The following is a 22595-nucleotide window of genomic DNA, read 5'->3' on the forward strand; positions in this document are numbered from 1 at the left end:
AGCAGCACTGACCGTCTCAAGAAAGGGATTTTCGATGTCCAAGACCGCTTCCGTCGCTCTCGCGCCCTCATCCTCGCTGTTCGCCCGCTTGATGGCCACGATCGACCGCCTCCTGATGGCGAGCGCCGAGATCTCGAATCACAATGGCGACCTGCCGCGCTTCGGCCTGTAAGCCGGGCAGCCTCCCGCGCCGCCGCGCAGCGGCACGGTTTTAAATCGGTTCGCATACGACTTTTGATGAATGGCCCCGGATGACGGGGCCATTTCTACTTGTGCTGTCCTGAGTCACAGCCGCCACCGGGCAAGGTGCTGCGGCATTTGCGCACGGTGACCGGACCAGCGCTTGAAGCTTGGCATAATGCATACAAGAATGCCGTTCCAGCGCTCGCAGAAAAATGAGAGGCGCCACGGGAGGCTTTATGACGGACATGGTGCAAGCAACCGCCCCGACAGCCGCGCGCGTTAGCGACACGTATCGCTGGACGCAGTTGGCGGTTGGCGTCGCGGCGATGGTGATGATCGCCAACTATCAATATGGCTGGACGTTCTTCGTCCCCGACATCCAGAAGAAATTCGGCTGGGATCGCGCGTCGATCCAATGGGCCTTTACGCTGTTCGTGCTGTTCGAGACCTGGCTCGTGCCGATCGAAGGATGGTTCGTCGACAAATACGGTCCGCGCATCGTGGTGCTGGTCGGCGGCGTGCTTTGTGCCGCCGGCTGGGCGATCAACGCGGAGGCGACCACGCTCAACGGCTACTATCTCGGCATGATCATCGCAGGCATCGGCGCCGGCGGCGTCTACGGCACCTGCGTCGGCAACGCCTTGAAGTGGTTTCCGGACAAGCGCGGTCTTGCCGCGGGCATCACCGCCGCGGGCTTCGGTGCAGGCTCCGCGCTCACCGTCGCGCCGATCCAGGCCATGATCAAGGACAGCGGCTTCCAGACCACATTCCTCTATTTCGGCCTCGGACAAGGCATCATCATCTGCATCCTCGCCTTCTTCCTGCTGGCGCCGAAGGCAGGCCAGGTGCCGAGCGTGGTGGCGAACGCCAATCTGCAACAGAGCCGCCGCAACTATCAGCCGACCGAGGTGCTGCGTCAGCCGATCTTCTGGCTGATGTACTTCATGTTCGTGATCGTCGGCGCCGGCGGCCTGATGGTGACGGCCAATTTGAAGCCGATCGCGGCCGACTGGAAGATCGACAACGTGCCGGTCACGTTGATGGCGGTGACGATGACCGCGGTGACCTTCGCGGCCACGATCGACCGCGTGCTCAACGGCCTGACGCGTCCGTTCTTCGGCTGGATCTCCGACATGATCGGCCGCGAGAACACGATGTTCATCGCCTTCGGGATGGAAGGTATCGGCATCTGGATGCTCTACCTCTGGGGCCACGATCCGCTCTGGTTCGTGCTGCTCTCGGGCTTCGTGTTCTTCGCCTGGGGTGAGATCTACTCGTTGTTCCCCTCGACCTGTACCGACACGTTCGGCGCCAAGTTCGCGACCACCAATGCCGGCCTGCTCTACACCGCGAAGGGGACGGCCGCGCTGCTGGTCCCGATCGGCAATTACATGCAGCAGTCGTCGGGCAGTTGGGACAACGTGTTCATCATCGCGGCCGGCGCCAACATCCTGGCCTCGGCGCTGGCGATCGCGGTGCTCAAGCCCTGGCGCAAGGTCGTGGTCGCGCAATCGACCGTCTGACGCACTCCAAAAGCGCTTCTCGCGCAAGACGCCCGGCCTCGCGGCCGGGCGTCTTCGTTTTGCGCGAAGCTTGCGCGATCCCGCCGTGCTGCAAACGGAACTCGCATTTTGTCGCCGGCCCGCCAAGATAAGGCTTGCAATCTGGGATATGGTATACCAAGCTCGCGATCGCGCTTGCGACGATAAGCCACAATATTGCGACATCAGGTCATCTTGTGACCGGTGCCGAACCAGACAGGCGCTCGGGAGGTTTTTGATGATTTCCAGCACCGATGGCGCTGTCACAGCCGCGCCTCTTCGCACAGGTTTCCGTTGGCTCCAGCTCGTCATGGGCATCGTCTGCATGGCGATGATCGCCAACCTGCAATATGGCTGGACGCTGTTCGTCGATCCGATCGATCACGCGCACCATTGGGGACGCGCCGCGATCCAGCTCGCTTTCACCATCTTCGTCGTCACCGAAACCTGGCTGGTGCCGATCGAGGCCTGGTTCGTCGACAAATACGGCCCGCGCATCGTCATCATGTTCGGCGGCGTCATGATCGCGCTGTCGTGGATTCTCAACTCCTATGCCGATAGCCTCACCTTGCTCTACGCGGCCGCGATCATCGGCGGCATGGGCGCGGGCGCGGTGTACGGCACCTGCGTCGGCAACGCGCTGAAATGGTTTCCCGATCGCCGGGGCCTTGCCGCCGGTGCGACTGCCGCCGGTTTCGGCGCAGGCGCTGCACTCACCGTCGTGCCGATCGCCGCCATGATCGCAACGAGCGGCTATCAGCACGCGTTCCTCACCTTCGGCATCGGCCAGGGCGTCATCGTCTTCGTGCTCGCCTTCTTCATCCAGCCGCCGCGGATTTCGATCCCGCCGAAGAAGAAGCAGCTCAATCTGCCGCAGACCAAGATCGACTTCACACCGCCCCAGGTGCTGCGCGCCCCTATTTTCTGGGTGATGTATCTCGTTTTCGTCATGGTCGCCTCCGGCGGCCTGATGACCGCGGCGCAGATCGCCCCGATCGCGCACGACTTCAAGATCGCCGACACGCCGGTCACGCTCGCCGGCTTCCAGATGGCGGCATTGACGTTCGCGATCTCGCTCGACCGCATCTTCGACGGTTTCGGACGGCCCTTCTTCGGCTTCGTCTCCGACACGATCGGCCGCGAGCACACCATGTTCATCGCCTTCGGCACCGCCGCGCTGATGCTGCTGACGCTGTCGGCCTATGGCCACGTGCCTGTCGTCTTCGTGCTCGCCACCGCGGTCTATTTCGGCGTGTTCGGCGAGATCTACTCGTTGTTCCCTGCCACGTGCGGCGACACCTTCGGCTCGAAGTTCGCGACCACCAATAACGGGATGCTCTACACGGCGAAGGGGACGGCGTCCCTGCTCGTTCCGCTCGCGAGCGTGATCTCGGCCACGTATGGCTGGAAGGCCGTGTTCGTGGTCGCGGTGGCACTGAACGCGACGGCGGCGCTGATGGCGCTATTCGTGATCAAGCCGATGCGCCGCTCCTTCATCCTCGGCAAGGAAGCCGAGAGCGCCAACGCCGCGACGGGGAACGCCAAGACCGAGACGGCATAACGAACACGCATCTTGCACGGGTGAGACAGGGGCGCAGCGATGCGCCCCTTTCTTTTTGGCTTACGGCAAACGTCAGCATTGCTGCCGCAAGATTTTTCGGATGAGCCAAATCGAGTGCTTGACGATTGGCATTATGTATACCACACTTGCTTCATCATTCACCCAAGGAGGTTGCAATGCTGGTCGGAGACATTCTGCGCAAGAAGACACCGCGCGTTGTCACGGTGCGAATGAACGAAACCGTGGGTATCGCCGCCAAGCTGATGCGCGCCAACAATATCAGCGCACTGGTGGTGAAGGACGTGGTCCGCTCCGAGGGCAATACCGCGGTCGGCATGTTCACCGAGCGCGACGTCGTGCGCGCCGTCGCCGAGCACGGCGCCAATGCCGTCAACGTCAAGGTCTCGCAGCTCGTCTCGGTGCAGCAGCTCGTATCCTGCACGTCGAGCGACACGATCGAGCACGTCCGCCATCTCATGAACCGGAATCACATCCGGCACCTGCCCGTCATCGACGATTACAGCCTCGTCTCGGTCATCAGCATGCGTGACATCGCGTCCTTCATGGACGAAGCGATCAACGGCACGCCGCAAGCAGCTTAAAGCGCCTCACTTCCCCTGCGACTACCGGACCCGGCTCGGAGCCTTCCGAGCCGGACCGGATCTTTCGTCCCGAAATCCGGCTTCCGCTGCTTCGCGAGGATTCCATGAAGATCTGCATCTACGGCGCCGGAGCAATCGGCGGATATCTCGGGGTTCAGCTCGCGCGCGCGGGCGCCGACGTCAGCCTGGTCGCACGCGGCGCGCACCTTGCCGCGATGCGCGAGCGCGGCCTGACGCTGCTCGCGGGCGAGGAGCAGCACACCGTGCATCCGCGCTGCACCGACGATCCGGCCGAGCTCGGCGTGCAGGACTATATCATCATCACGCTGAAGGCGCACTCGATCACCGGCGTGATCGAGACGATGCAGCCGCTGCTCGGCCCCCACACCCGCATCGTCACCGCCGTCAACGGCATCCCCTATTGGTACTTCTACAAGCATGGCGGCCAATACGAGAATTCGACGCTGGAGAGCATCGACCCCGGCGGACGGCAGTGGCGCGAAATCGGCGCCGAGCGCGCCATCGGCTGCATCGTCTATCCCGCCACCGAGATCGAGGCGCCCGGCGTGATCCGTCACGTCTACGGCAACAACTTTCCGCTGGGGGAGCCCTCCGGCGAGACCACCCCGGACGTGCAACGCCTCGCCGATCTCTTCGTCGCAGCCGGGCTGAAAGCGCCGGTGCTCGACCGCATTCGCGACGAGATCTGGCTCAAGTTGTGGGGCAATGTCTGCTTCAACCCGATCAGCGCACTCACCCATGCAACACTCGACGTGATCTGCACCGATCCGGCCACTCGCGCGCTGTCGCGCGCGATCATGATGGAGACGCAAGGCATCGCCGAGACGTTCGGCGTCAAATTCCGCGTCGACGTCGAGCGCCGCATCGAAGGCGCCCGCAAGGTCGGCGCGCACAAGACCTCGATGCTCCAGGATCTCGAGCGGGGCCGCCCGATGGAGATCGACCCGCTCGTCACCGTCGTGCAGGAGATGGGCCGCCTCACCGGCGTCGCCACCCCCGCGCTCGATTCCGTGCTGGCGATGGTGACCCAGCGCGCCCGCATCGCCGGTCTCTACGACGGCATCTCGACGCCATCGGATCCGCGTGCACTGGCGGTGGCGTGATGGCTGGCGAGATCAAACATTGGCTCCGCTTCCGCAAGAGCGGTACGACCGGCTTCGGCACGCTGAATTCGTCAGGCATCAGCGTGCATGAGGGCGAGATGTTCGGCCGCCATGCAGCCACCGGCAAAACGCTGGCGCTGTCGGAGGTCGAACTGCTCGCGCCCTGCGTGCCCAGCAAGATCGTCGCGCTCTGGAACAATTTTCACGCGCTCGCGGCCAAGCTCAACCAGCCCGAGCCGCCGGAGCCGCTCTACCTCCTGAAGGCCACCACCAGCATCACGACACCCGGCGCGGTGATCCGCCGTCCCTCTTATTACGACGGCAAGACCACGTATGAAGGCGAGCTCGGCATCGTCATCGGCAGGACCTGCGCGCGGGTGTCGCCGGCGGAAGCGGACGGCTTCATCTTCGGCTACACCTGCGTCAACGACATCACCGCCAACGACATCCTGACCAGCGATCCCACTTTCCCGCAATGGGCACGGGCCAAGGGCATCGACGATTACGGCCCGTTCGGCCCCGTCATCGCCACCGGTCTCGATCCGGCAAAGCTGGTGGTGCGCACCATCCTCAACGGCGCGGAGCGGCAGAACTATCCGATATCGGACATGATCTTCACCGCGCAGGAGCTGGTCAGCAGGATCTCCCATGACATGACCCTGCTCCCCGGGGACCTCATTGCCGTCGGCACCTCGGTCGGCGTCGGCGTGATGAAAGAGCCGGTGAACACGGTAACCGTCGCGATCGAGGGCATCGGCGAGCTGACCAACGAGTTTCGGCTGTAGGGCACTCTGTCATTCCGGGGCGCGGGCAGCGCCGAGCCCGGAATCCATTGGGCGGTAGAGACTGCAGTTCAACGGATTCCGGGCTCGCGCTGCGCGGGTCCCGGAATGACGGCGGAGGGAGCCAGCGCCCCCGCGGAGGAAAACCCGGCAACTTCCACACCCGCGCTCCACCGATCGGCTGACGCATTCAGCCGTGGATCGTGCGACTGGACCTGTCCGGCAAGCCTCCGCCGCCCTTGATCTCGGTTCCGCTCTCCAATAGCAATTATGGCGATAATGTGTGCCGGCGTGAGGAAGTCACGATGTGGCTGTTTTTCCTGGTTGCCTGGTTTGTTCTGCTCACTGCCATTGCGATCTTCGCCCAGCAGGCGCTCGGTTACGATATCGGCCACCTGCCTGCCTGGTTCGGAGGCCTGCCTGTCCCGCAACGCATTGCGACCGGCGCGATCCTGGCCTTGGCGCTCGCATTGATCGGCGCCTCCGCTTGGCGGCTCTCGCGCCAGGACCGGCGCCTCGACACATTGCGCGACCGCCTCAAGAAGACCCGCGAGGATGTCGTCGTCGCCCACGCCCTGCAAAACCACCTCGACGCCACCGTCCGGCACCTGATCGAGAGCGATCCGCGGGAGGCCGTCTCCGCCCTGCACGACAAGCTGGGCGAGACCGAGCAGCGGGCCCTGCTGCAGCGGGGCCGCAACGAATCCACCGACATGCACGACCAGCTCGCCGAAATCCGCCGGCGCCAGCAGGAACTGCGCGACATGGTCGGCAAGGTCGCCGAGCAGCGCCGCGCCGTCGAGCCGGTTTTCACCGAGATCCGCGACCGCCAGAACCAGCTCGAACGCTCGCTGCACAACCTTGAGACCGACGACCGCAAGAACAACCTCGCCGACCGGCTGAAGGACATCGCGCGCGACGTATCGACGCTGCTGTCCCGGGTCGGCACCGTCCAGAACACCTTTGCGACCCTGAACCAGTACAAGGAAGATCTGGCGAAGTCCCACGCCGAGCTGGTGCCGTTGCGCGCGTCGGACGCCGGCCTCAATGCCTTGATCGGCGAGCTGAGCCTCGGTCATGAGCGCCTCGCCAAGAGCGTCGACGAGCTCGAAACCGGCGGCGAAGCCCCTCTCGGCGCCCGCGTCGAGACGCTGTCGAAGAACAAGATCGAGATCGAGCAGCGCCTGGCCCGCATCGACGACAGCTTCCACATCCTAAAAGGCATCGGGCTCGATTTCGAAGAGCTCGGCCAGCGCCAGGCCCAGCTCGAGCGCTCGCTCGCCGGTGTCGAGACCGACGCCGACGGCAAGACGCTTGTCGACCGCCAGAATGCGCTGAACGATTTTGTGCTCCAGTCGCGCCAGCGCCTCGGCGCGTTACAGGAAACGCTGGCGACGCTGAACGCCTTCAAGGCGGAGCTGTCGAAGTCGCAGGCTGACCTCGTCCCGCTGAAGGCGCCCGTATTCGGAATCGAAGCCATGATCGCGGACGTCGGTACCACGCGCGATCTCCTCGCCAAAACCGTCGGCGAGATTGAGGCGAGCGGCGACGTCACCCTCGCCTCGCGCGTCGACGCGCTGACCAAGAGCAAGCGCGAGGTCGAAGACCGCATCGCCCGCATCTTCGACAATTTCAACGCGCTCGACGGCTTGCGAAAAGACATCGGCGGCATCTTCTCGACGATCCGGAACAGCCTCAACCGGATCGGGTGAAGGCACCCGATCCTTCGGGATGGTTCGAACCGCGATCCCCATCCGCGCGACCAATCCGGACATGCGCTTGATCCTCGGCCTCCTCTCCGCCCTCCTCGGCGCGCTCGCCGGCTGGTTCGCCCTTGCCGCACTGGTGATCGCGCTGGCCGGGCCAGACCGCGATGGCGGCATCGCCATGGGCGCCTTCTTCGACATCGGTCCGATCGGCGGTGTGGTTGGCCTGATCGCCGGCATCTGGCTGTTCGTGCGCTTCGGCCTGGTCCGGAATGCAACGCCACAGCCGCCCGCGGAAACCTCCGACACCACGCCTCACCGCACCACGCGGCTCTCCGCACCCTTTGCTCTCACTGTTCTACTCATCGCGGCAATCCTTGGCTATTGGGGCTGGTACGAACTCATCCGCTCGCCCTATCTCAGTCACGGCTACATGACGCTCCACATCGAGTTTCGCCTTCCCGCTGGCATGACGCTGCCGGACAAGGCGGAGGATGTGCACATCGAGGTCGAGGAAGCGACCAGGTATGCCAATGCCGATTTGCCTCCGAACTGGCGCGCGCATGAAGGCGAGCGCAAAGCGATCATTGCCTCCACGTCGTTGTCGTACAAAACGCGTCATCGCGCCGTTAGCCTGACGCTTCCGGGTTCGCCGACGCAGAGCTGGCCGATCGATCTCCCCTCCGATCCTGATCCCACCCCTGGCTTTTCACCCTGGCGCGTGGCGGGCGACCCCTCACCGGCGAAGATCGAGATGCATTTCCGCCTCAGCGCCGATCACTGAGCGAACGAGTTGCGCGAGGGCGAAACATTCAGACACATCACATTTCGGCGCGCCCGGCAGATGCCGCCAACATGTCGCGCGGATGCCGCACTGTGGTCGCATTCGGCCGCCCTTCTGTGAGGCGTGTCTGGGGGCACGGCGGTGCCGTGTTTGGACCAAACCTTCTAGGGGTATGACTGTGAAGAAGATTGTATTTGTCGTGGGTGCTACGCTTGCTCTGGTGACGGTTGCGAATGCTGCGGATCTGCCGCGCCGCCAGCCCGTTCCCGTCTATTCCGAGCAGGCGCCGATCGGCAAGATGCCGATTGGCAAGAGCCCGGTTGGAAAGGCCCCGATCGGCAAGGCGCCCGGCGCCGTCGCGGCGCGCTACTGACGCGTTAGCGAAATACGCGCAGAAGCAAAGCTAGACTCTGCGTGAGTGGCCGACAGTCGAGGGGCATAGCGTGACGAACAAACCTGATCGATCGGGACCCTGCATCCTTGCGGGATTCGCGCTCGCGGCCCTGCTCGCGTGCACGACACCCTCGGCCTCCGCCCACGAAGCGAACAAGCGCGTTGCTGACGCAAACGCGCTTGCCACCACCGACACCGCATCACGGCCGGCGCCGCAAACGGCGCGGCGCGCGGTCGCGCGCGCGGAGAAAGGTCCGTACTACGTCGATTTCCGCGCCCGCACGGCAGCGAGCTGGGGCCACGCCTTCGTCTGGTACGGCAAGACCAGCGAGCGCGCCGTCGAGGTGGCAGGGCTCACGCCGGCCGGCGACACCTGGGCCTATGTGCTCGGTCACCTCACCTGGGTGCCGGCGGAGACCGGCGCGAGTTACGGCGATCTCGACCCGGACTATCTGACCGCGAACTACCGCGTCTATCTGAACGAAGCCGACGCCAAGCGCGTGTTTGCCTATATCAAGAAACTGCAGGCGAGCTCGCCGGTCTGGAACGCCGAGACCACCAATTGTACCGGCTTCATCGGCGACATCGCCGAGTACATGGGATTGAAGGTCCCCTACCGCTGGCAGCGCCCGGAAAACTTCGTCAACAGCCTCAAGGAAATGAACGGCGACCGCCAGATGGTGCGGCTGTCGACGGAGTAGCCCCCCAGGGCGCACCACGCGACGCCGTCATTGCGAGCGCAGCGAAGCAATCCAGAGTCCCTCCACGGGTAGAGTCTGGATTTCTTCGCTGCGCTCGTAATGACGATGCCGAAGCAATTGGGGCACGATGGATTGGCGGAGTGCCCGTCGGGCAAAACACCCGCACAAATTTCCCACCCCGCCTGTCAATCCCCATCGTCCAAAATATTCCACTTTACCGAAATTCGGATTTGTCGTATCTACGACACACCCTGACCCGGGACAAGGGGCGGATCGCGATCGTCACGAACCGCGGGTTAGGCAGCGATGGACGCGACGGCGTCGAGCGCGGGGAGCCTTGCAGGGCGGGAAACCGTGAGCACAGGCTTTCGCGCCTGCGACACGGCGCCGACAGCGTCTTCGCATGGCTTCGGGTGCGAGCACACGCCAGCTCTCGAAGGCCCAGCGAGGACGTGCGCGGACGGCGAAGTCGTGTGGTCCTGACGCCCGGGGTCTGTGCGTCAAGTCCTGTAGTGATGCGTGCTGCCCGACTGGGCGGACGCGTCAGCCATCTGCGGGGCGACGGGGGCAATAGTGCATCGCTCCCCGGGGAGAGCACGAAGTAAGCCGTAAACCACCGCGCAGGGAAGGCCGGGCGATTGGCTGACCTGTGGTCCACCCCGTGTGCATTCCTTTGGCGCACGGACTTGCGGGTGCCAGCCGGCGCCCGGCCTTCCCTGCGCCCTTGTTACCGCAAGGGTGATGCGACCAAGCAAAGCTCGGGCGGAATACGCCGCGAGAGGGCGAAGGCGTGCCTTGCGAGAAAATGCAAGTTGATGGTCTCCGAAAGCTCCTCATCCTCCGTCGGTGTTGAAGCAGCGGCGCACAAAAACCCTCGTGCGCCCGGTGCTACCACCTCAATTATCCGCCCTGCGGAATCCCCGCACTCCCCGCATGATCGCCCCGCCTCCACCGCACGCCCTTCCAATAGACTTTTCCCGACCTGGGCGGCATCCTGCCGCCATCAAACGATAACAGAGCGCCACACAGGCGGAGGAAACAGATCATGCTGCAGACACGGTTCACCAAACTCGTCGGTGTCGAGCACCCGATTGTCCAGGGCGGCATGCAATGGGTCGGGCGTGCCGAGCTGGTCGCCGCCGTCGCCAATGCCGGCGCGCTCGGCTTCATCACGGCGCTGACCCAGCCGACGCCGGAGGACCTCAGGAAGGAGATCGCCCGCTGTCGCGATCTCACCGACAAGCCGTTTGGCGTCAACCTCACCATCCTGCCCGCGATCAAGCCGCCGCCTTATGCCGAATATCGCGCCGCCATCATCGAGAGCGGCATCAAGGTGGTCGAGACCGCCGGCAACAAGCCGCAGGAGCATGTCGACGAGTTCAGGAAGCACGGCGTCAAGGTCGTGCACAAATGCACCAGCGTCCGTCACGGGCTCTCGGCCGAGCGCATGGGCGTCGACGCCATCTCGATCGACGGGTTCGAATGCGCGGGCCATCCCGGCGAGGACGACACCCCCGGCCTGATCCTGATCCCGGCCGCCGCCAACAAGATCAAGATCCCGATGATCGCCTCCGGCGGCTTTGCCGACGCCCGCGGCCTCGTCGCCGCACTGGCGCTCGGCGCCGAAGGCATCAACATGGGCACCCGCTTCATGGCGACGAAAGAGAGCCCCATTCATCAGCTCATCAAGGAGAAGATCGTCGCCAATGACGAGCGCGAGACCGAGCTGATCTTCCGCACCATGCGCAACACTTCCCGCGTCGCCAGGAACGAGATCTCGACCAAGGTCGTCGCGATGGAGAAGGAAGGCGCCAAGTTCGAGGACATCCGCGAGCTCGTCGCCGGCGCCCGCGGCAAGATGGTCTACGCGACCGGCAACTCGGATGAAGGCATCTGGTCGGCGGGCCAGGTCCAGGGCCTGATCCAGGACATCCCAACCTGCGCCGAACTGATCTCCCGCATCGTGCGCGAAGCGGAGGCCATCATCCGCAGCCGGCTCGAAGGCATGATCGTTCATCCGACAGCGCAGGCTGCGGAGTAATCACTGCAAGAAGCGAGAGCAACACATGAAGGCTTATGTCTACGGCCCTGGTGGCGCTACAATTTCCGACGTCGCTCAACCAAGGCCTGAAGGCACGCAGGTGCTGGTCCGCGTCCGCGCCTGTGGCCTCAATCGCGCCGACACCGGCATGCGCAAGGGCCACGCCCATGGCGCGGCCGGCGGTGCTGGGACCGTGCTCGGCATGGAATGGGCCGGCGAGGTCGCCGCGCTCGGACCGGATGCCAAAGGCGTCAAGGTCGGCGACCGCATCATGGGTTCGGGCGGCGCGGCGTTTGCCGAATACACGCTGGCCGATCACGGCCGGCTGTTCCGCGCGCCCTCGAACATGAACTTCGAGGAAGCCGCCACCCTGCCCGTCGCACTCGCGACCATGCACAACGCCGTCGTCACCATCGGCGGCGTGCAGCCCGGGCAAGCCGTCCTGATCCAGGGCGCAAGCTCCGGCGTCGGCCTGATGGCGATGCAGATCGCGAAACTCAAGGGCGCCAGGCTGGTGATCGGCTCCTCGACCGATGCGGCTCGCCGCGGCCGACTGAAGGAGTATGGCGCCGACCTCGCGGTCGATTCCTCCGACCCCACATGGGTCGACGAGGTGCTGAAGGCGACGAACGGCGAAGGTGTCGACCTCATCGTGGACCAGGTCTCGGGCAAGGTCGCGAGCCAGAACCTCGCCGCGACGAAGGTAAAAGGCCGCATTGTCAATGTCGGCCGGCTCGGCGGCACCCATGCCGATTTTAACTTCGACCTGCACGCGGCGCGCCGCATCGACTATGTCGGCGTCACCTTCCGCACCCGCACCATCGCGGAGATCCGTGAGATCTTCGACGAGGTCAAGAAGGACATCTGGGGCGCGGTCGAGTCACGAAAACTGCAGCTGCCGATCGACAAGGTGTTCGCTTTCGACGACATCGACAAGGCGTTCGAGCACATGGAGGCCAACAAGCATCTCGGCAAGATCGTCGTGACGCTGCCTTAACGTTCGAGGGGCCAAAGACCTCGGTCTCGTAGGGTGGGCAAAGCGAAGCGTGCCCACAATGTGTCAGCGTCCCCGAAAGATGTGGGCACGGCGCTCCGCGCCTTTGCCCACCCTACAAAACCAGGGGGGTCATCGCTCCTGCAACTCACTAGCGTCTACGCACCTGTGGATCGTCGCTTGATGTTCAGTCACAGGCTGCTAAATCCCCCGCCATGAGCTCCCAACATAACAAGACCTCGGTCGCAGCGATCTCGATCTTCGCCAGTGGCGGCATGGCGGCGGCCAAGTTCGCGGTCGGGATCGCGATCGGCTCGCTGGCGCTGATCTCGGAGGCGCTGCATTCGTCGATCGACCTGGTCGCGACCATCATCACCTGGGCGGTGGTGCGGGTATCCGACAAGCCGGCGGATGAGGAGCATCATTACGGCCACGGCAAGCTCGAAAGCGTCTCGGCGCTGGGCGTCACCGCCCTGCTCTATGTGCTCGCCGGCGGCATCCTGGTGGAGTCCTACAGCCGGCTGCGCGAGGGAACCGCGCCGCCGACCATTTCGGCCGTGCCGTTCGTGGTGCTGGTGATCGACATCGTCGTCAATCTGTGGCGCGCCCGTGCCCTGCACCGCGCCGCGCGGGAGACCAGGAGCCAGGCGCTCGCCGCCGATGCGCTGCATTTCGCCTCCGACGTGATGGGCTCGTTCGCCGTGATCGTGGGCCTGATCCTCGCTGGCCTCGGCTTCTGGTGGGGCGACGCGGCGGCCGCCGCCGCGGTGGCCGTGATGATCGCCCTGCTCGGCCTGCGCATGGCCGGCTCGACCGTGCAGACGCTGGTCGACCGTGCCCCCGAAGGCGCGCATGAGACGGCCACGGCCGCGATCCGCAGCGTACCGGGTGTGATCGACGTCGAGCGGCTCCGCGTGCGCATGGTCGGGGCCACCACATTTATCGACACGATCGCAAAGGTGCCGCGGACTTACCCCATCGACCGGGTCGAGGACATCAAGCGCAGCGCGCAAGCAGCCGTCGAGAAGGCGTTCGGCGATACCGACCTCACCTTCACCGCAGTCCCCGTGGCGCGCGACAACGAGACCGTGCGCGACCGCATCATGGTCATCTCCCACAATTCGGGCCTCGCCATCCACCACGTCACCGTGCACGACCTCGGCGCCAAGCTGATCGTCAGCATCGACCTCGAGGTCGACGCCGGGATGCAGCTCGATGCCGCCCATGACATAGCCAACACCCTGGAACGCAACATCCAGGAAGAGTTCGGCGCGGACGTCGAGGTCGACGTCCACATCGAGCCGCTCGAACCGGAACTGCCGTTCGGGGTCGACGCCGCACCGGAACGGGTGCGGGTCATTGCGGCCGCCCTGACGGAATATGCCGCCGGCGGCGAGATCCACGACATCCACAATGTCCGCGTCCGCAACACCGACGCCGGCGAGATCGTCAACTTTCACTGCCGTGCCGAGCCGTCGATGAGCGTGATCCGGGTGCACGAGCATGTCGATGCGATCGAGCGCGCGTTGCGGCGCGCGTTCCCGAGCGTGAAGCGCGTCATCAGTCACGCAGAACCGCCGCGCGCGTGACAGAGAATGTGCGAGGAGTCACACGTTCTCGTTTCGGACTCGCCGCGCACGTAAGTTTGCGGACGCGCGACGCACAAACTGCGCGTTGGATAAGAATAAATTCGCGTTAACGATTCGTTGACTCTCGACAGCCCGCGAAATCTGGATTCAAATCGACCATGATTCGGAAGCGATGTGGGGCTGCTTCCGAACTCAAGTTGCAAGCAGGTTTCCAGGGGGCTTTAGGCATGTCGCGTGCAGACGCCGCGAACGCGTGCGTCCAATCCGATTCGATCAAAGGATTGGCGCAATCGATCGCGAAACCTGCCTATCATCGGCTCCTGATCGCGGAGCCTGCGCTGCGCCGTGCCGTGCCGACGCTCATCATCGCGTTCCTGATCACGATCTGCCTCGGCGCATTCGTGCAGGTGGTCGACCAGACACGCCAGAAGCGGCTGGTGATCCGCCATGATATCGCGGCGCTCGCCGACCTGCTCGCCGAGCGCGTCGACCGCCTGACCTCCGCGCGACAGGAGCGGCTGAAGAACATCGAGAGCCTGCCGGCGCTGCTGCCCGATCTCATTCCATCCTGGGGCACCGCCTCGGGCCGCCACGTCATCGTCACCTCGGCCGGACTCGACCGCCGCATCCTCGCCCGCATCCCGGTCGACAGCGATCCCTCGGGCAACGACCGCCTGCTCGACGCAATCACGACGGCGCAACTGCTGGCGGCGCCCCCGCGCGACGGCAGCATCTCCGACATGACGCTGCCGAACGGCAACGCTGCAATGGCGACCTCGCGGCAGATCAAGTCGCTGCCCGGCTTCGTCACCGTGATCCAGGAGCGCAACGAGCCGATCTGGGGCTCGGACGCCGCGCTGTCGGTGACGCTGTCGGCCACCACCGGCTTCGTGGTCCTGATCCTCGGCTTCGCCTTCCACTGGCAGTCCACCCGTGCCCGCGAGGGCGACCTGATCAACGACGCCGTGCGCGGCCGCATCGACACCGCGCTCAACCGCGGCCGCTGCGGGCTGTGGGACTGGGACCTGTCGCGCGGCCGCATCTTCTGGTCGCAGTCAATGTTTTCGATGCTCGGCCTCGACGGCCGCAACGAGCTCCTCACCTTCGGCGAGGTCAACGCGCTGGTGAAGTCCGACGACATCGATCTGTTCGAGATCGCCGACCAGCTCATCTCCGAGAAGATCGACCACATCGACCAGACCTTCCGCATGCAGCATGTCGACGGCCACTGGATCTGGCTGCGCGTCCGCTGCGAAAAGACCAGCGGCGCGACCGACTCCAGCGTTCACCTGATCGGGATTGCCGTCGACATCACCGAGCAGAAGAGCCTCGCCGAGCGGACTGTGGAAGCCGATTTGCGCCTGCGCGACGCGATCGAGACCATTCCCGAAGCCTTCGTGCTGTGGGATGCGAGCGACCGCCTGGTGCTCTGCAATTCGCACTTCCAGCGCCTGCACAAGCTGCCCGACTCCGCCGTCATCCCCGGCACCTCCTACGAGACGGTGCTCGAGGTCGGCCGCATGCCCGAAGTCCGCACCCGGCACAACGAGACTGCGAGCCAGGGCCCGGGCGCGCGTACCTTCGAGGCGCAGCTCGACGACGGCAGCTGGCTGCACATCAGCGAGCGCCGCACCAAGGACGGCGGCTACGTCTCCGTCGGCACCGACATCACCCGCATCAAGGAGCACGAGCAGAAGCTGGTCGACAACGATCTACGCCTGCGCGCCACCGTCATCGACCTCAAGCGCTCGCAGGCAGCCCTGGAGCGCCAGGCGGGCGAACTCGCCGATCTCGCCGAGAAATATCAGCGCGAGAAGACCCGCGCCGAGGAAGCCAACCAGACCAAGTCGAAATTCCTCGCCAATATGAGCCACGAGCTGCGCACGCCGCTGAACGCGATCATCGGCTTCTCCGAGATCATGGGCTCGGGCATGTTCGGCGAGCTCGGCTCGGAGAAGTACCAGGAATACTGCCACGACATCCTAACCAGCGGGCATTACCTGCTCGAAGTCATCAACGACATCCTCGACATGTCCAAGATCGAGGCCGGCCGCATGAAGCTCGACATGGAAGAGCTCGACCTGGCGCAGACGCTGGCGGAATCCCTGCGGGTCGTCACCGGCCGGGCACAGGACAAGCACCTGACGCTCGACGCCGACATCGCGAAATCCATCTCCGTCGTCGCCGACCGCCGCGCCACCAAGCAGATCATCGTCAATTTGCTCTCCAACGCCGTGAAGTTCACGCCCGACGGCGGACGTATCGTGGTGCGCAGCCGGCAGCTCGACGACAGGATCGTGCTGATGATCGCCGACACCGGTATCGGCATCGCGCCGCATTCGCTGGCGCGGCTCGGCCGCCCCTTCGAGCAGGTCGAGAGCCAGCTCACCAAGACCTATCACGGCTCGGGACTGGGGCTGGCGATCGCCCGCTCGCTGGCGCAGCTTCATGGCGGCTCGATGCGGCTGCGCTCAAAGCTGGAGGTCGGCACCGTCGTGCGCGTCACCCTGCCCCGCGACGCGATGAAGTCGGCGTCAGGAATATCGGCTGCGGCCTGATGGCTACGATTGCAGCGACGGCGCGACTTCCCGCGCGACATTGACCAGCGCAGCGATCAGCGGCGTCATCGGATCACGCTGCGGGATCACCATGCCGATGCTGTAATTGACATCGGGATCGGTGATCGGGATCGAGCGCACGGTGTCGGACAGGCCGAGCGTCTCGGCCAGCTTGGCCGGCATCACACTGGCCCAGCGCCCCGTCTTCACATGGGTAAACAGCACGAGCAGCGAATTCGAGGTCAAGGTCGGCGTCGCCTCCGCGCCGACGGAGCGCAACGCGCGGTCGATGATGCGGCGGTTCTGCATGTCGGGTGTCAGCAGGCACAGCGGCACCTGCCCGACCTCCTTCCACGTCACTGTCTCGCGATCGCCGAACATTCCATCCGGCGCGGTGAGCAGGCGATAGCTCTCGTTATAGAGCGGAATGGTGCGCACCTTGCCGATCGGCTCGTTCTCGATATAGGTCAGCCCCGCATCCACCTCGAGATTCTCGAGCAACCCCAGCACCTCGGACGAGGTCGTGGAGCGGATACTGAAGCGCACCTCGGGATGCCTGGCGCGGAACGGCGTCGTCAGCGCAGCGACCATACCGAGCACGGTCGGGATTGCGGCAATACGGATCTCGCCCGAGAGCTGATGCTTCAGCCCGTTGATCTCGTCACGCATCGCGCGGGCATCGCCGACGATGCGCCGCGCCCAATCCAGCGCCCGCTCGCCTTCCGGCGTAAAACCCTGGAAGCGGGAGCCGCGCTGGACCAGCATCACGCCGAGGATCTCCTCGAGCTGCTTCAGCCCGGTCGACATCGTCGGTTGCGTCACGCCGCACATTTCGGCGGCCCGGCCGAAATGCCGTTCCTTCGCCAGCGCCAGCAGCAGTTCAAGCTTGTCGAGCAACCGTCATCCCCTCCGATCGTGTGGCGGCATGCAAGCTAGCATGCCCTCCCCCTTCCAACACGCAAAAACCGCCCGGCGGACGGCTCCAATCGCAATTTCAAATCGAGTGATTGCCATCGCAAATCGATCGGAATCCGCAATCGCAGCATGAGACAGCTTTATTGATCTTCGAACGATTCCAAATAGTTTGCGATCAGCAGACGCTCCGGTCGAGAACGAAGAATGACAGCGGTTTACGAGCCTTGGGACGAAACGCGCGGCGCCGAGATCATCGCCGAACACAGCAAGCAGGAAGGCGCGACGCTGGTGATTCTACACGCACTCCAGGATGCGTTCGGCTACGTGCCGGCGGCAGCCATTCCTATAGTGGCGCACGCGCTCAATCTGTCGCGCGCCGAAGTGCATGGCGTGTTCACGTTCTACCATGATTTTCGCCACAAGCCGGCCGGCCGCCATGTGCTGAAACTCTGCCGCGCGGAGGCCTGTCAGGCGGCGGGCGGCGACGCGCTGGCTGCGCGTGCGGAGGCAAAGCTCGGCGTGTCGCTCGGCCACACCACGGCCGATGACCGCGTCACGCTGGAGCCGATCTACTGCCTCGGACTGTGCGCGACCGCGCCCTCCGCGATGCTCGACGGCCGGCTGATCGGCCGACTCGATGAAAAGCGTATCGATGCTCTCGTTGCAGAGGCGCAGCGATGAGCATCCGTCTATATGTCTCTCGCGATGCGGGTGCGCTTGCGGTCGGCGCCGACGAGGTCGCGCTGGCGCTGGAGCAGGCTGCAGCCAAACGTGGCATTGCCGTCGAGATCGTCAGGACCGGCTCGCGCGGCCTGTACTGGCTCGAGCCGCTGGTCGAGGTCGCGACGCCGCAGGGCCGGATCGCGTTCGGCCCTGTGACCGAGACCGATGTGCCCTCCCTGCTCGACGCGCTCGCGAGCAACACGCCGCATCTGCTGCGGCTCGGGGCCACCGACGAGATCCCCTGGCTCAAGCGCCAGACCCGCCTGACCTTCGCGCGCTGCGGCGTGATCGACCCGCGCTCGCTCGACGACTACCGTGCCCATGGCGGCTACAAGGGCCTGGAGCGCGCGCTCTCGCTCGGCTCGGATGCGATCCTCACTGAGGTCACTGCATCGGGCCTGCGCGGCCGTGGCGGCGCAGGCTTCCCGACCGGCATCAAATGGAAGACGGTCGCGCAGGCGAAAGCGGATCGCAAGTTCATCGTCTGCAACGCCGACGAAGGCGACAGCGGCACCTTCGCTGACCGCATGATCATGGAAGGCGATCCCTTCCTCGTCATCGAGGGCATGACGACCGCCGGCATCACCGTCGGCGCGACCAAGGGTTACATCTACATCCGCAGCGAATATCCGCACGCGATCGAGGCGATGAACGCAGCCATCCAGGCTGCGAAGCGCGACGGCTATCTCGGCGCGAACATCGGTGGTTCCACGTACAGCTTCGATCTCGAGGTCCGCGTCGGCGCCGGCGCTTACGTTTGCGGCGAAGAGACCTCGCTGCTGGAAAGCCTCGAAGGCCGCCGTGGCCTCGTGCGCGCAAAGCCGCCACTGCCCGCCCATCACGGCTTGTTCGGCAAGCCGACCGTCATCAATAACGTGCTGTCGTTCGCCGCCATTCCCTTCATCCTGGCCGAGGGCGCCAAGGCCTATGCCGATTTCGGCATGGGTCGCTCGCGCGGTACGATGCCGATCCAGCTCGCCGGCAACATCCGCCACGGCGGGCTGTTCGAGACAGCCTTCGGCGTGACGCTCGGCGAACTCGTCGACGACATCGGCGGCGGCACGTTCACGGGCCGCCCAATCCGCGCGGTGCAGGTCGGCGGTCCCTTGGGCGCCTACTTCCCGCGCGCGCTGTTCGACACCCCGTTCGACTACGAGGCCTTCGCCGCGCGCGATGGCCTGATCGGCCATGGCGGAATCGTCGTGTTCGACGATAGCGTCGACATGCGCAAGCAGGCGCGTTTCGCCATGGAATTCTGCGCCATCGAATCCTGCGGCAAGTGCACGCCGTGCCGGATCGGCTCGACCCGCGGCGTCGAGACGATCGAGAAGATCATCAACGGCGAGCGCGTGAGCGAAAACCTCGCACTCGTCGAAGACCTCTGCAACACCATGAAATTCGGCTCACTCTGCGCCCTCGGCGGCTTCACGCCCTACCCCGTGCTCAGCGCATTGAAGCACTTCCGGGAGGATTTCATCCCGACCCCGACTACTCTTCAGGCCGCGGAATAGGAGAACGACAATGTCTCTGATCGAAGAAATCGACTTCGGTACGCCGCGCGCCAAATCGAACACGATGGTGACGCTCACCATCGATGGCAAGCAGATCTCGGTGCCCGAGGGCACCTCGGTCATGCGCGCGGCCATGGAATCCGGTCACCAGATCCCGAAACTCTGCGCGACCGACATGGTGGATGCGTTCGGCTCATGCCGTCTTTGCGTGGTCGAGATCGAGGGCCGCGCCGGTACGCCGGCCTCCTGCACCACGCCGGTGCTGCCGGGCCTGGTCGTGCACACCCAGACCGATCGGCTGAAGAAGCTGCGCAAGGGCGTGATGGAGCTCTACATCTCCGACCATCCGCTCGACTGCCTCACTTGCGGCGCCAACGGCGATTGCGAGTTGCAGGACATGGCCGGTGCGGTCGGGCTGCGTGACGTGCGCTACGGCTACGAGGGCGAGAACCACGTCTTCGCAAAATCCAATGGGGAGGTGAACGCCGCCTGGATGCCGAAGGACGAATCCAACCCGTACTTCACCTACGATCCCTCCAAGTGCATCGTCTGCTCGCGCTGCGTCCGCGCTTGCGAAGAGGTGCAAGGCACCTTCGCGCTGACCATCTCCGGCCGCGGCTTCGACAGCCGCGTCTCGCCCGGCATGAGCGAGAGTTTCCTCGGCTCCGAATGCGTCTCCTGCGGCGCCTGCGTGCAGGCCTGCCCGACCGCGACGCTGACCGAGAAATCCGTGATCGAGATCGGCCAGCCCGAACACTCGGTCGTCACCACCTGCGCCTATTGCGGCGTCGGCTGCGCCTTCAAGGCCGAGATGCGCGGCGAGGAAGTCGTCCGCATGGTGCCGTACAAGGACGGCAAGGCCAATCGCGGTCATTCCTGCGTCAAGGGCCGCTTCGCCTGGGGTTACACCAACCACCGGGAACGCATCCTCAACCCGATGATCCGCGAGCGGATCGAGGATCCCTGGCGCGAAGTGTCGTGGGACGAGGCATTCTCGTTTGCAGCCGACAGGATGCGCGGCATCCAGAAGAAATACGGCCGCGACGCTATCGGCGGCATCACGTCGTCCCGCTGCACCAATGAAGAAACCTATCTGGTGCAGAAGCTGATCCGCGCCGGCTTCGGCAACAACAATGTCGACACCTGCGCCCGGGTCTGCCACTCCCCGACCGGCTATGGCCTCTCGACCACGTTCGGTACCTCCGCCGGCACGCAGGATTTCGATTCGGTCGAGGACACCGACGTCGTCGTCGTCATCGGTGCCAATCCCGCTTCGGCCCACCCGGTGTTCGCCTCCCGCCTGAAGAAGCGGCTGCGCCAGGGCGCCAAGCTGATCGTGATCGATCCGCGCCGCACCGAGATGGTTGAATCGCCGCATGTGAAGGCGCTACACCTGCCGCTGATGCCCGGCACCAATGTCGCGGTGATGACGGCGCTGGCGCATGTGATCGTCACCGAAGGCCTCGCCAACGAAGCCTTCGTGCGCGAGCGCTGCGACTGGAACGAGTTCGAGGAATGGGCGGCGTTCGTCGCCCAGGCGAACAACAGCCCGGAAGCCACCGCCATCCTCACCGGCGTCGATCCGAAGGATCTGCGCGAAGCAGCGCGCCTCTACGCCACCGGCGGCAACGGCGCGATCTACTATGGTCTCGGCGTCACCGAGCACAGCCAGGGCTCGACCACCGTGATCGCGATCGCCAACCTCGCGATGGCCACGGGCAATATCGGTCGTCCCGGTGTCGGCGTGAACCCGCTGCGCGGCCAGAACAACGTGCAGGGCTCCTGTGACATGGGCTCGTTCCCGCACGAGCTTCCCGGCTACCGCCACATCTCGGGCGACGCCGTGCGGGACCAGTTCGAGGCGCTGTGGAACGTCAAGCTCAACCCCGAGCCGGGCCTGCGCATTCCCAACATGTTCGACGCCGCGGTCGAAGGCACGTTCATGGGGATCTACGTGCAGGGCGAAGACATCCTGCAATCCGATCCCAACACCAAGCATGTGGTGGCGGCACTATCGGCGATGGAATGCGTCATCGTCCACGACCTCTTCCTGAACGAGACCGCGAACTACGCCCATGTGTTCCTGCCTGGCTCCAGCTTCCTCGAGAAGGACGGCACTTTCACTAACGCCGAGCGCCGCATCCAGCGCGTGCGCAAGGTGATGACGCCGAAGAACGGCCTCGCCGACTGGGAGGTCACCATCCGCCTCGCCAAGGCCATGGGCTTCGAGATGAGCTACAGCCATCCTTCCGAGATCATGGACGAGATCGCGGCGCTCACCCCGACCTTCGCCGGCGTCTCCTATGCCAAGCTCGACGAGCTCGGCTCAGTGCAATGGCCCTGCAACGACAAGGCGCCCGAGGGCACGCCGGTGATGCATATCGACGGCTTCGTCCGCGGCAAGGGCAAGTTCGTCGTCACCGAATATGTCGCGACCGACGAACGCACCGGGCCGCGCTATCCGCTGCTGCTCACCACGGGCCGCATCCTCAGCCAGTACAATGTCGGCGCGCAGACCCGGCGCACCGAGAACGTGGTCTGGCATGCCGAGGATCGGCTGGAGATCCATCCGCACGATGCCGAACAGCGCGGCGTGCGCGACGGGGATTGGGTGCGGCTGAAGAGCCGCGCCGGCGAGACTACGCTGCGTGCGGAGATCACCGATCGCGTCGCGCCGGGCGTCGTCTACACCACGTTCCACCATCCGGACACGCAGGCCAACGTCATCACGACCGACTATTCGGACTGGGCGACCAACTGCCCCGAATACAAGGTCACGGCGGTGCAGATTTCGCCCTCGAACGGCCCGTCCGACTGGCAGGAGGCCTACGACGCGCAGGCGCGGCATTCCCGCCGCATCGCGCCGGCCGAGGCTGCGGAGTAGCGG

18 protein-coding genes are annotated in these 22595 nt (G+C 64.8%); 17 read left to right on the forward strand and 1 reads right to left on the reverse strand.

Going from position 1 to position 22595, the window contains the following annotated elements; genetic code table 11:
• The first annotated feature begins 34 nt into the window (after nucleotides 1–34).
• From BRA1253DRAFT_RS44385 to BRA1253DRAFT_RS09295, 14 genes are all read left to right on the forward strand, one after another.
• Complete coding sequence (locus tag BRA1253DRAFT_RS44385) at nucleotides 35–172, forward strand: hypothetical protein (RefSeq protein ID WP_007593333.1); 138 nt, start codon at nucleotides 35–37, stop codon at nucleotides 170–172.
• A gap of 247 nt (nucleotides 173–419) precedes the next feature.
• On the forward strand, nucleotides 420–1706 hold the full coding sequence (gene oxlT, locus BRA1253DRAFT_RS09235) for an oxalate/formate MFS antiporter (protein ID WP_007593335.1): 1287 nt from the start codon (nucleotides 420–422) through the stop codon (nucleotides 1704–1706).
• Between the two features lie 256 nt (nucleotides 1707–1962).
• Nucleotides 1963–3285 carry an oxalate/formate MFS antiporter gene (oxlT, locus tag BRA1253DRAFT_RS09240; RefSeq protein WP_007593337.1) on the forward strand — a complete coding sequence of 441 codons (1323 nt, stop codon included), beginning with the start codon at nucleotides 1963–1965 and terminating at the stop codon, nucleotides 3283–3285.
• Between the two features lie 176 nt (nucleotides 3286–3461).
• Nucleotides 3462–3887, forward strand: a complete 426-nt coding sequence (locus BRA1253DRAFT_RS09245; RefSeq protein WP_007593342.1) for a CBS domain-containing protein — start codon at nucleotides 3462–3464, stop codon at nucleotides 3885–3887.
• A 104-nt stretch (nucleotides 3888–3991) separates the two neighbouring features.
• Entirely contained in the window at nucleotides 3992–5011 is a 1020-nt protein-coding gene (locus BRA1253DRAFT_RS09250) for a 2-dehydropantoate 2-reductase (protein WP_007593343.1), read from the forward strand.
• The gene (locus BRA1253DRAFT_RS09255) at nucleotides 5011–5796 is read left to right on the forward strand and encodes a fumarylacetoacetate hydrolase family protein (RefSeq protein ID WP_007593344.1); all 786 of its coding nucleotides are present in this window, start codon (nucleotides 5011–5013) and stop codon (nucleotides 5794–5796) included. Before BRA1253DRAFT_RS09250 ends, BRA1253DRAFT_RS09255 begins: the two co-directional genes overlap by 1 nt.
• A 302-nt stretch (nucleotides 5797–6098) precedes the next feature.
• Nucleotides 6099–7505, forward strand: coding sequence for a hypothetical protein (locus BRA1253DRAFT_RS09260; protein WP_007593345.1), 1407 nt, complete (start codon nucleotides 6099–6101; stop codon nucleotides 7503–7505).
• A gap of 19 nt (nucleotides 7506–7524) precedes the next feature.
• Complete coding sequence (locus BRA1253DRAFT_RS09265) at nucleotides 7525–8283, forward strand: hypothetical protein (RefSeq protein WP_007593346.1); 759 nt, start codon at nucleotides 7525–7527, stop codon at nucleotides 8281–8283.
• A gap of 172 nt (nucleotides 8284–8455) precedes the next feature.
• A complete protein-coding gene (locus tag BRA1253DRAFT_RS09270) occupies nucleotides 8456–8656 on the forward strand; it encodes a hypothetical protein (RefSeq protein WP_007593347.1) in 201 nt (66 codons plus the stop codon).
• 70 nt (nucleotides 8657–8726) lie between these two features.
• Nucleotides 8727–9377, forward strand: a complete 651-nt coding sequence (locus BRA1253DRAFT_RS09275) for a hypothetical protein (RefSeq protein WP_007593348.1) — start codon at nucleotides 8727–8729, stop codon at nucleotides 9375–9377.
• Between the two features lie 1045 nt (nucleotides 9378–10422).
• Nucleotides 10423–11418, forward strand: coding sequence for a nitronate monooxygenase family protein (locus BRA1253DRAFT_RS09280; protein WP_007593350.1), 996 nt, complete (start codon nucleotides 10423–10425; stop codon nucleotides 11416–11418).
• A gap of 25 nt (nucleotides 11419–11443) precedes the next feature.
• Nucleotides 11444–12415 carry a zinc-binding dehydrogenase gene (locus BRA1253DRAFT_RS09285; protein ID WP_007593352.1) on the forward strand — a complete coding sequence of 324 codons (972 nt, stop codon included), beginning with the start codon at nucleotides 11444–11446 and terminating at the stop codon, nucleotides 12413–12415.
• Between the two features lie 212 nt (nucleotides 12416–12627).
• Nucleotides 12628–14001 carry a cation-efflux pump gene (locus BRA1253DRAFT_RS09290; protein WP_007593356.1) on the forward strand — a complete coding sequence of 458 codons (1374 nt, stop codon included), beginning with the start codon at nucleotides 12628–12630 and terminating at the stop codon, nucleotides 13999–14001.
• Between the two features lie 227 nt (nucleotides 14002–14228).
• Complete coding sequence (locus BRA1253DRAFT_RS09295) at nucleotides 14229–16559, forward strand: PAS domain-containing sensor histidine kinase (protein ID WP_007593358.1); 2331 nt, start codon at nucleotides 14229–14231, stop codon at nucleotides 16557–16559.
• Between the two features lie 3 nt (nucleotides 16560–16562).
• Here BRA1253DRAFT_RS09295 and BRA1253DRAFT_RS09300 read toward each other — a convergent pair whose 3' ends face one another.
• Nucleotides 16563–17456, reverse strand: a complete 894-nt coding sequence (locus BRA1253DRAFT_RS09300) for a LysR family transcriptional regulator (protein ID WP_007593359.1) — start codon at nucleotides 17454–17456, stop codon at nucleotides 16563–16565.
• Nucleotides 17457–17678: 222 nt separating this feature from the next.
• Here BRA1253DRAFT_RS09300 and BRA1253DRAFT_RS09305 point away from each other — a divergent pair, with 222 nt between their 5' ends.
• Genes BRA1253DRAFT_RS09305 through fdhF form a run of 3 tightly spaced genes read left to right on the forward strand, consistent with a single transcriptional unit; the run spans nucleotide 17679 to nucleotide 22592 of the window.
• Nucleotides 17679–18155 (forward strand): formate dehydrogenase subunit gamma, encoded by a 477-nt coding sequence (locus BRA1253DRAFT_RS09305; protein ID WP_007593361.1) that lies wholly within the window; start codon nucleotides 17679–17681, stop codon nucleotides 18153–18155.
• Nucleotides 18152–19708: an NADH-quinone oxidoreductase subunit NuoF gene (locus BRA1253DRAFT_RS09310; protein ID WP_007593362.1), complete on the forward strand. Its 1557-nt coding sequence runs from the start codon at nucleotides 18152–18154 to the stop codon at nucleotides 19706–19708. The genes BRA1253DRAFT_RS09305 and BRA1253DRAFT_RS09310 overlap by 4 nt, the downstream gene beginning before the upstream one ends.
• A 10-nt stretch (nucleotides 19709–19718) precedes the next feature.
• On the forward strand, nucleotides 19719–22592 hold the full coding sequence (gene fdhF / locus BRA1253DRAFT_RS09315; protein WP_007593363.1) for a formate dehydrogenase subunit alpha: 2874 nt from the start codon (nucleotides 19719–19721) through the stop codon (nucleotides 22590–22592).
• Nucleotides 22593–22595: the final 3 nt, after the last annotated feature.

The organism is Bradyrhizobium sp. WSM1253 (assembly GCF_000244935.1).
GTDB classification, from domain to species: Bacteria; Pseudomonadota; Alphaproteobacteria; order Rhizobiales; family Xanthobacteraceae; genus Bradyrhizobium; species Bradyrhizobium canariense.

Bases quoted from the DNA above. Each gene is read 5' to 3' on its own strand.
- BRA1253DRAFT_RS09245 (WP_007593342.1), top strand. From the start codon at position 3,462: ATGCTGGTCGGAGACATTCTGCGCAAGAAGACACCGCGCGTTGTCACG.
- BRA1253DRAFT_RS09250 (WP_007593343.1), top strand. From the start codon at position 3,992: ATGAAGATCTGCATCTACGGCGCCGGAGCAATCGGCGGATATCTCGGG.
- oxlT (WP_007593335.1), top strand. From the start codon at position 420: ATGACGGACATGGTGCAAGCAACCGCCCCGACAGCCGCGCGCGTTAGC.
- BRA1253DRAFT_RS09255 (WP_007593344.1), top strand. From the start codon at position 5,011: ATGGCTGGCGAGATCAAACATTGGCTCCGCTTCCGCAAGAGCGGTACG.
- BRA1253DRAFT_RS09295 (WP_007593358.1), top strand. From the start codon at position 14,229: ATGTCGCGTGCAGACGCCGCGAACGCGTGCGTCCAATCCGATTCGATC.
- BRA1253DRAFT_RS09285 (WP_007593352.1), top strand. From the start codon at position 11,444: ATGAAGGCTTATGTCTACGGCCCTGGTGGCGCTACAATTTCCGACGTC.
- BRA1253DRAFT_RS44385 (WP_007593333.1), top strand. From the start codon at position 35: ATGTCCAAGACCGCTTCCGTCGCTCTCGCGCCCTCATCCTCGCTGTTC.
- BRA1253DRAFT_RS09270 (WP_007593347.1), top strand. From the start codon at position 8,456: ATGACTGTGAAGAAGATTGTATTTGTCGTGGGTGCTACGCTTGCTCTG.
- oxlT (WP_007593337.1), top strand. From the start codon at position 1,963: ATGATTTCCAGCACCGATGGCGCTGTCACAGCCGCGCCTCTTCGCACA.
- BRA1253DRAFT_RS09260 (WP_007593345.1), top strand. From the start codon at position 6,099: ATGTGGCTGTTTTTCCTGGTTGCCTGGTTTGTTCTGCTCACTGCCATT.
- BRA1253DRAFT_RS09305 (WP_007593361.1), top strand. From the start codon at position 17,679: ATGACAGCGGTTTACGAGCCTTGGGACGAAACGCGCGGCGCCGAGATC.
- BRA1253DRAFT_RS09290 (WP_007593356.1), top strand. From the start codon at position 12,628: ATGAGCTCCCAACATAACAAGACCTCGGTCGCAGCGATCTCGATCTTC.
- BRA1253DRAFT_RS09310 (WP_007593362.1), top strand. From the start codon at position 18,152: ATGAGCATCCGTCTATATGTCTCTCGCGATGCGGGTGCGCTTGCGGTC.
- BRA1253DRAFT_RS09280 (WP_007593350.1), top strand. From the start codon at position 10,423: ATGCTGCAGACACGGTTCACCAAACTCGTCGGTGTCGAGCACCCGATT.
- BRA1253DRAFT_RS09265 (WP_007593346.1), top strand. From the start codon at position 7,525: ATGGTTCGAACCGCGATCCCCATCCGCGCGACCAATCCGGACATGCGC.
- fdhF (WP_007593363.1), top strand. From the start codon at position 19,719: ATGTCTCTGATCGAAGAAATCGACTTCGGTACGCCGCGCGCCAAATCG.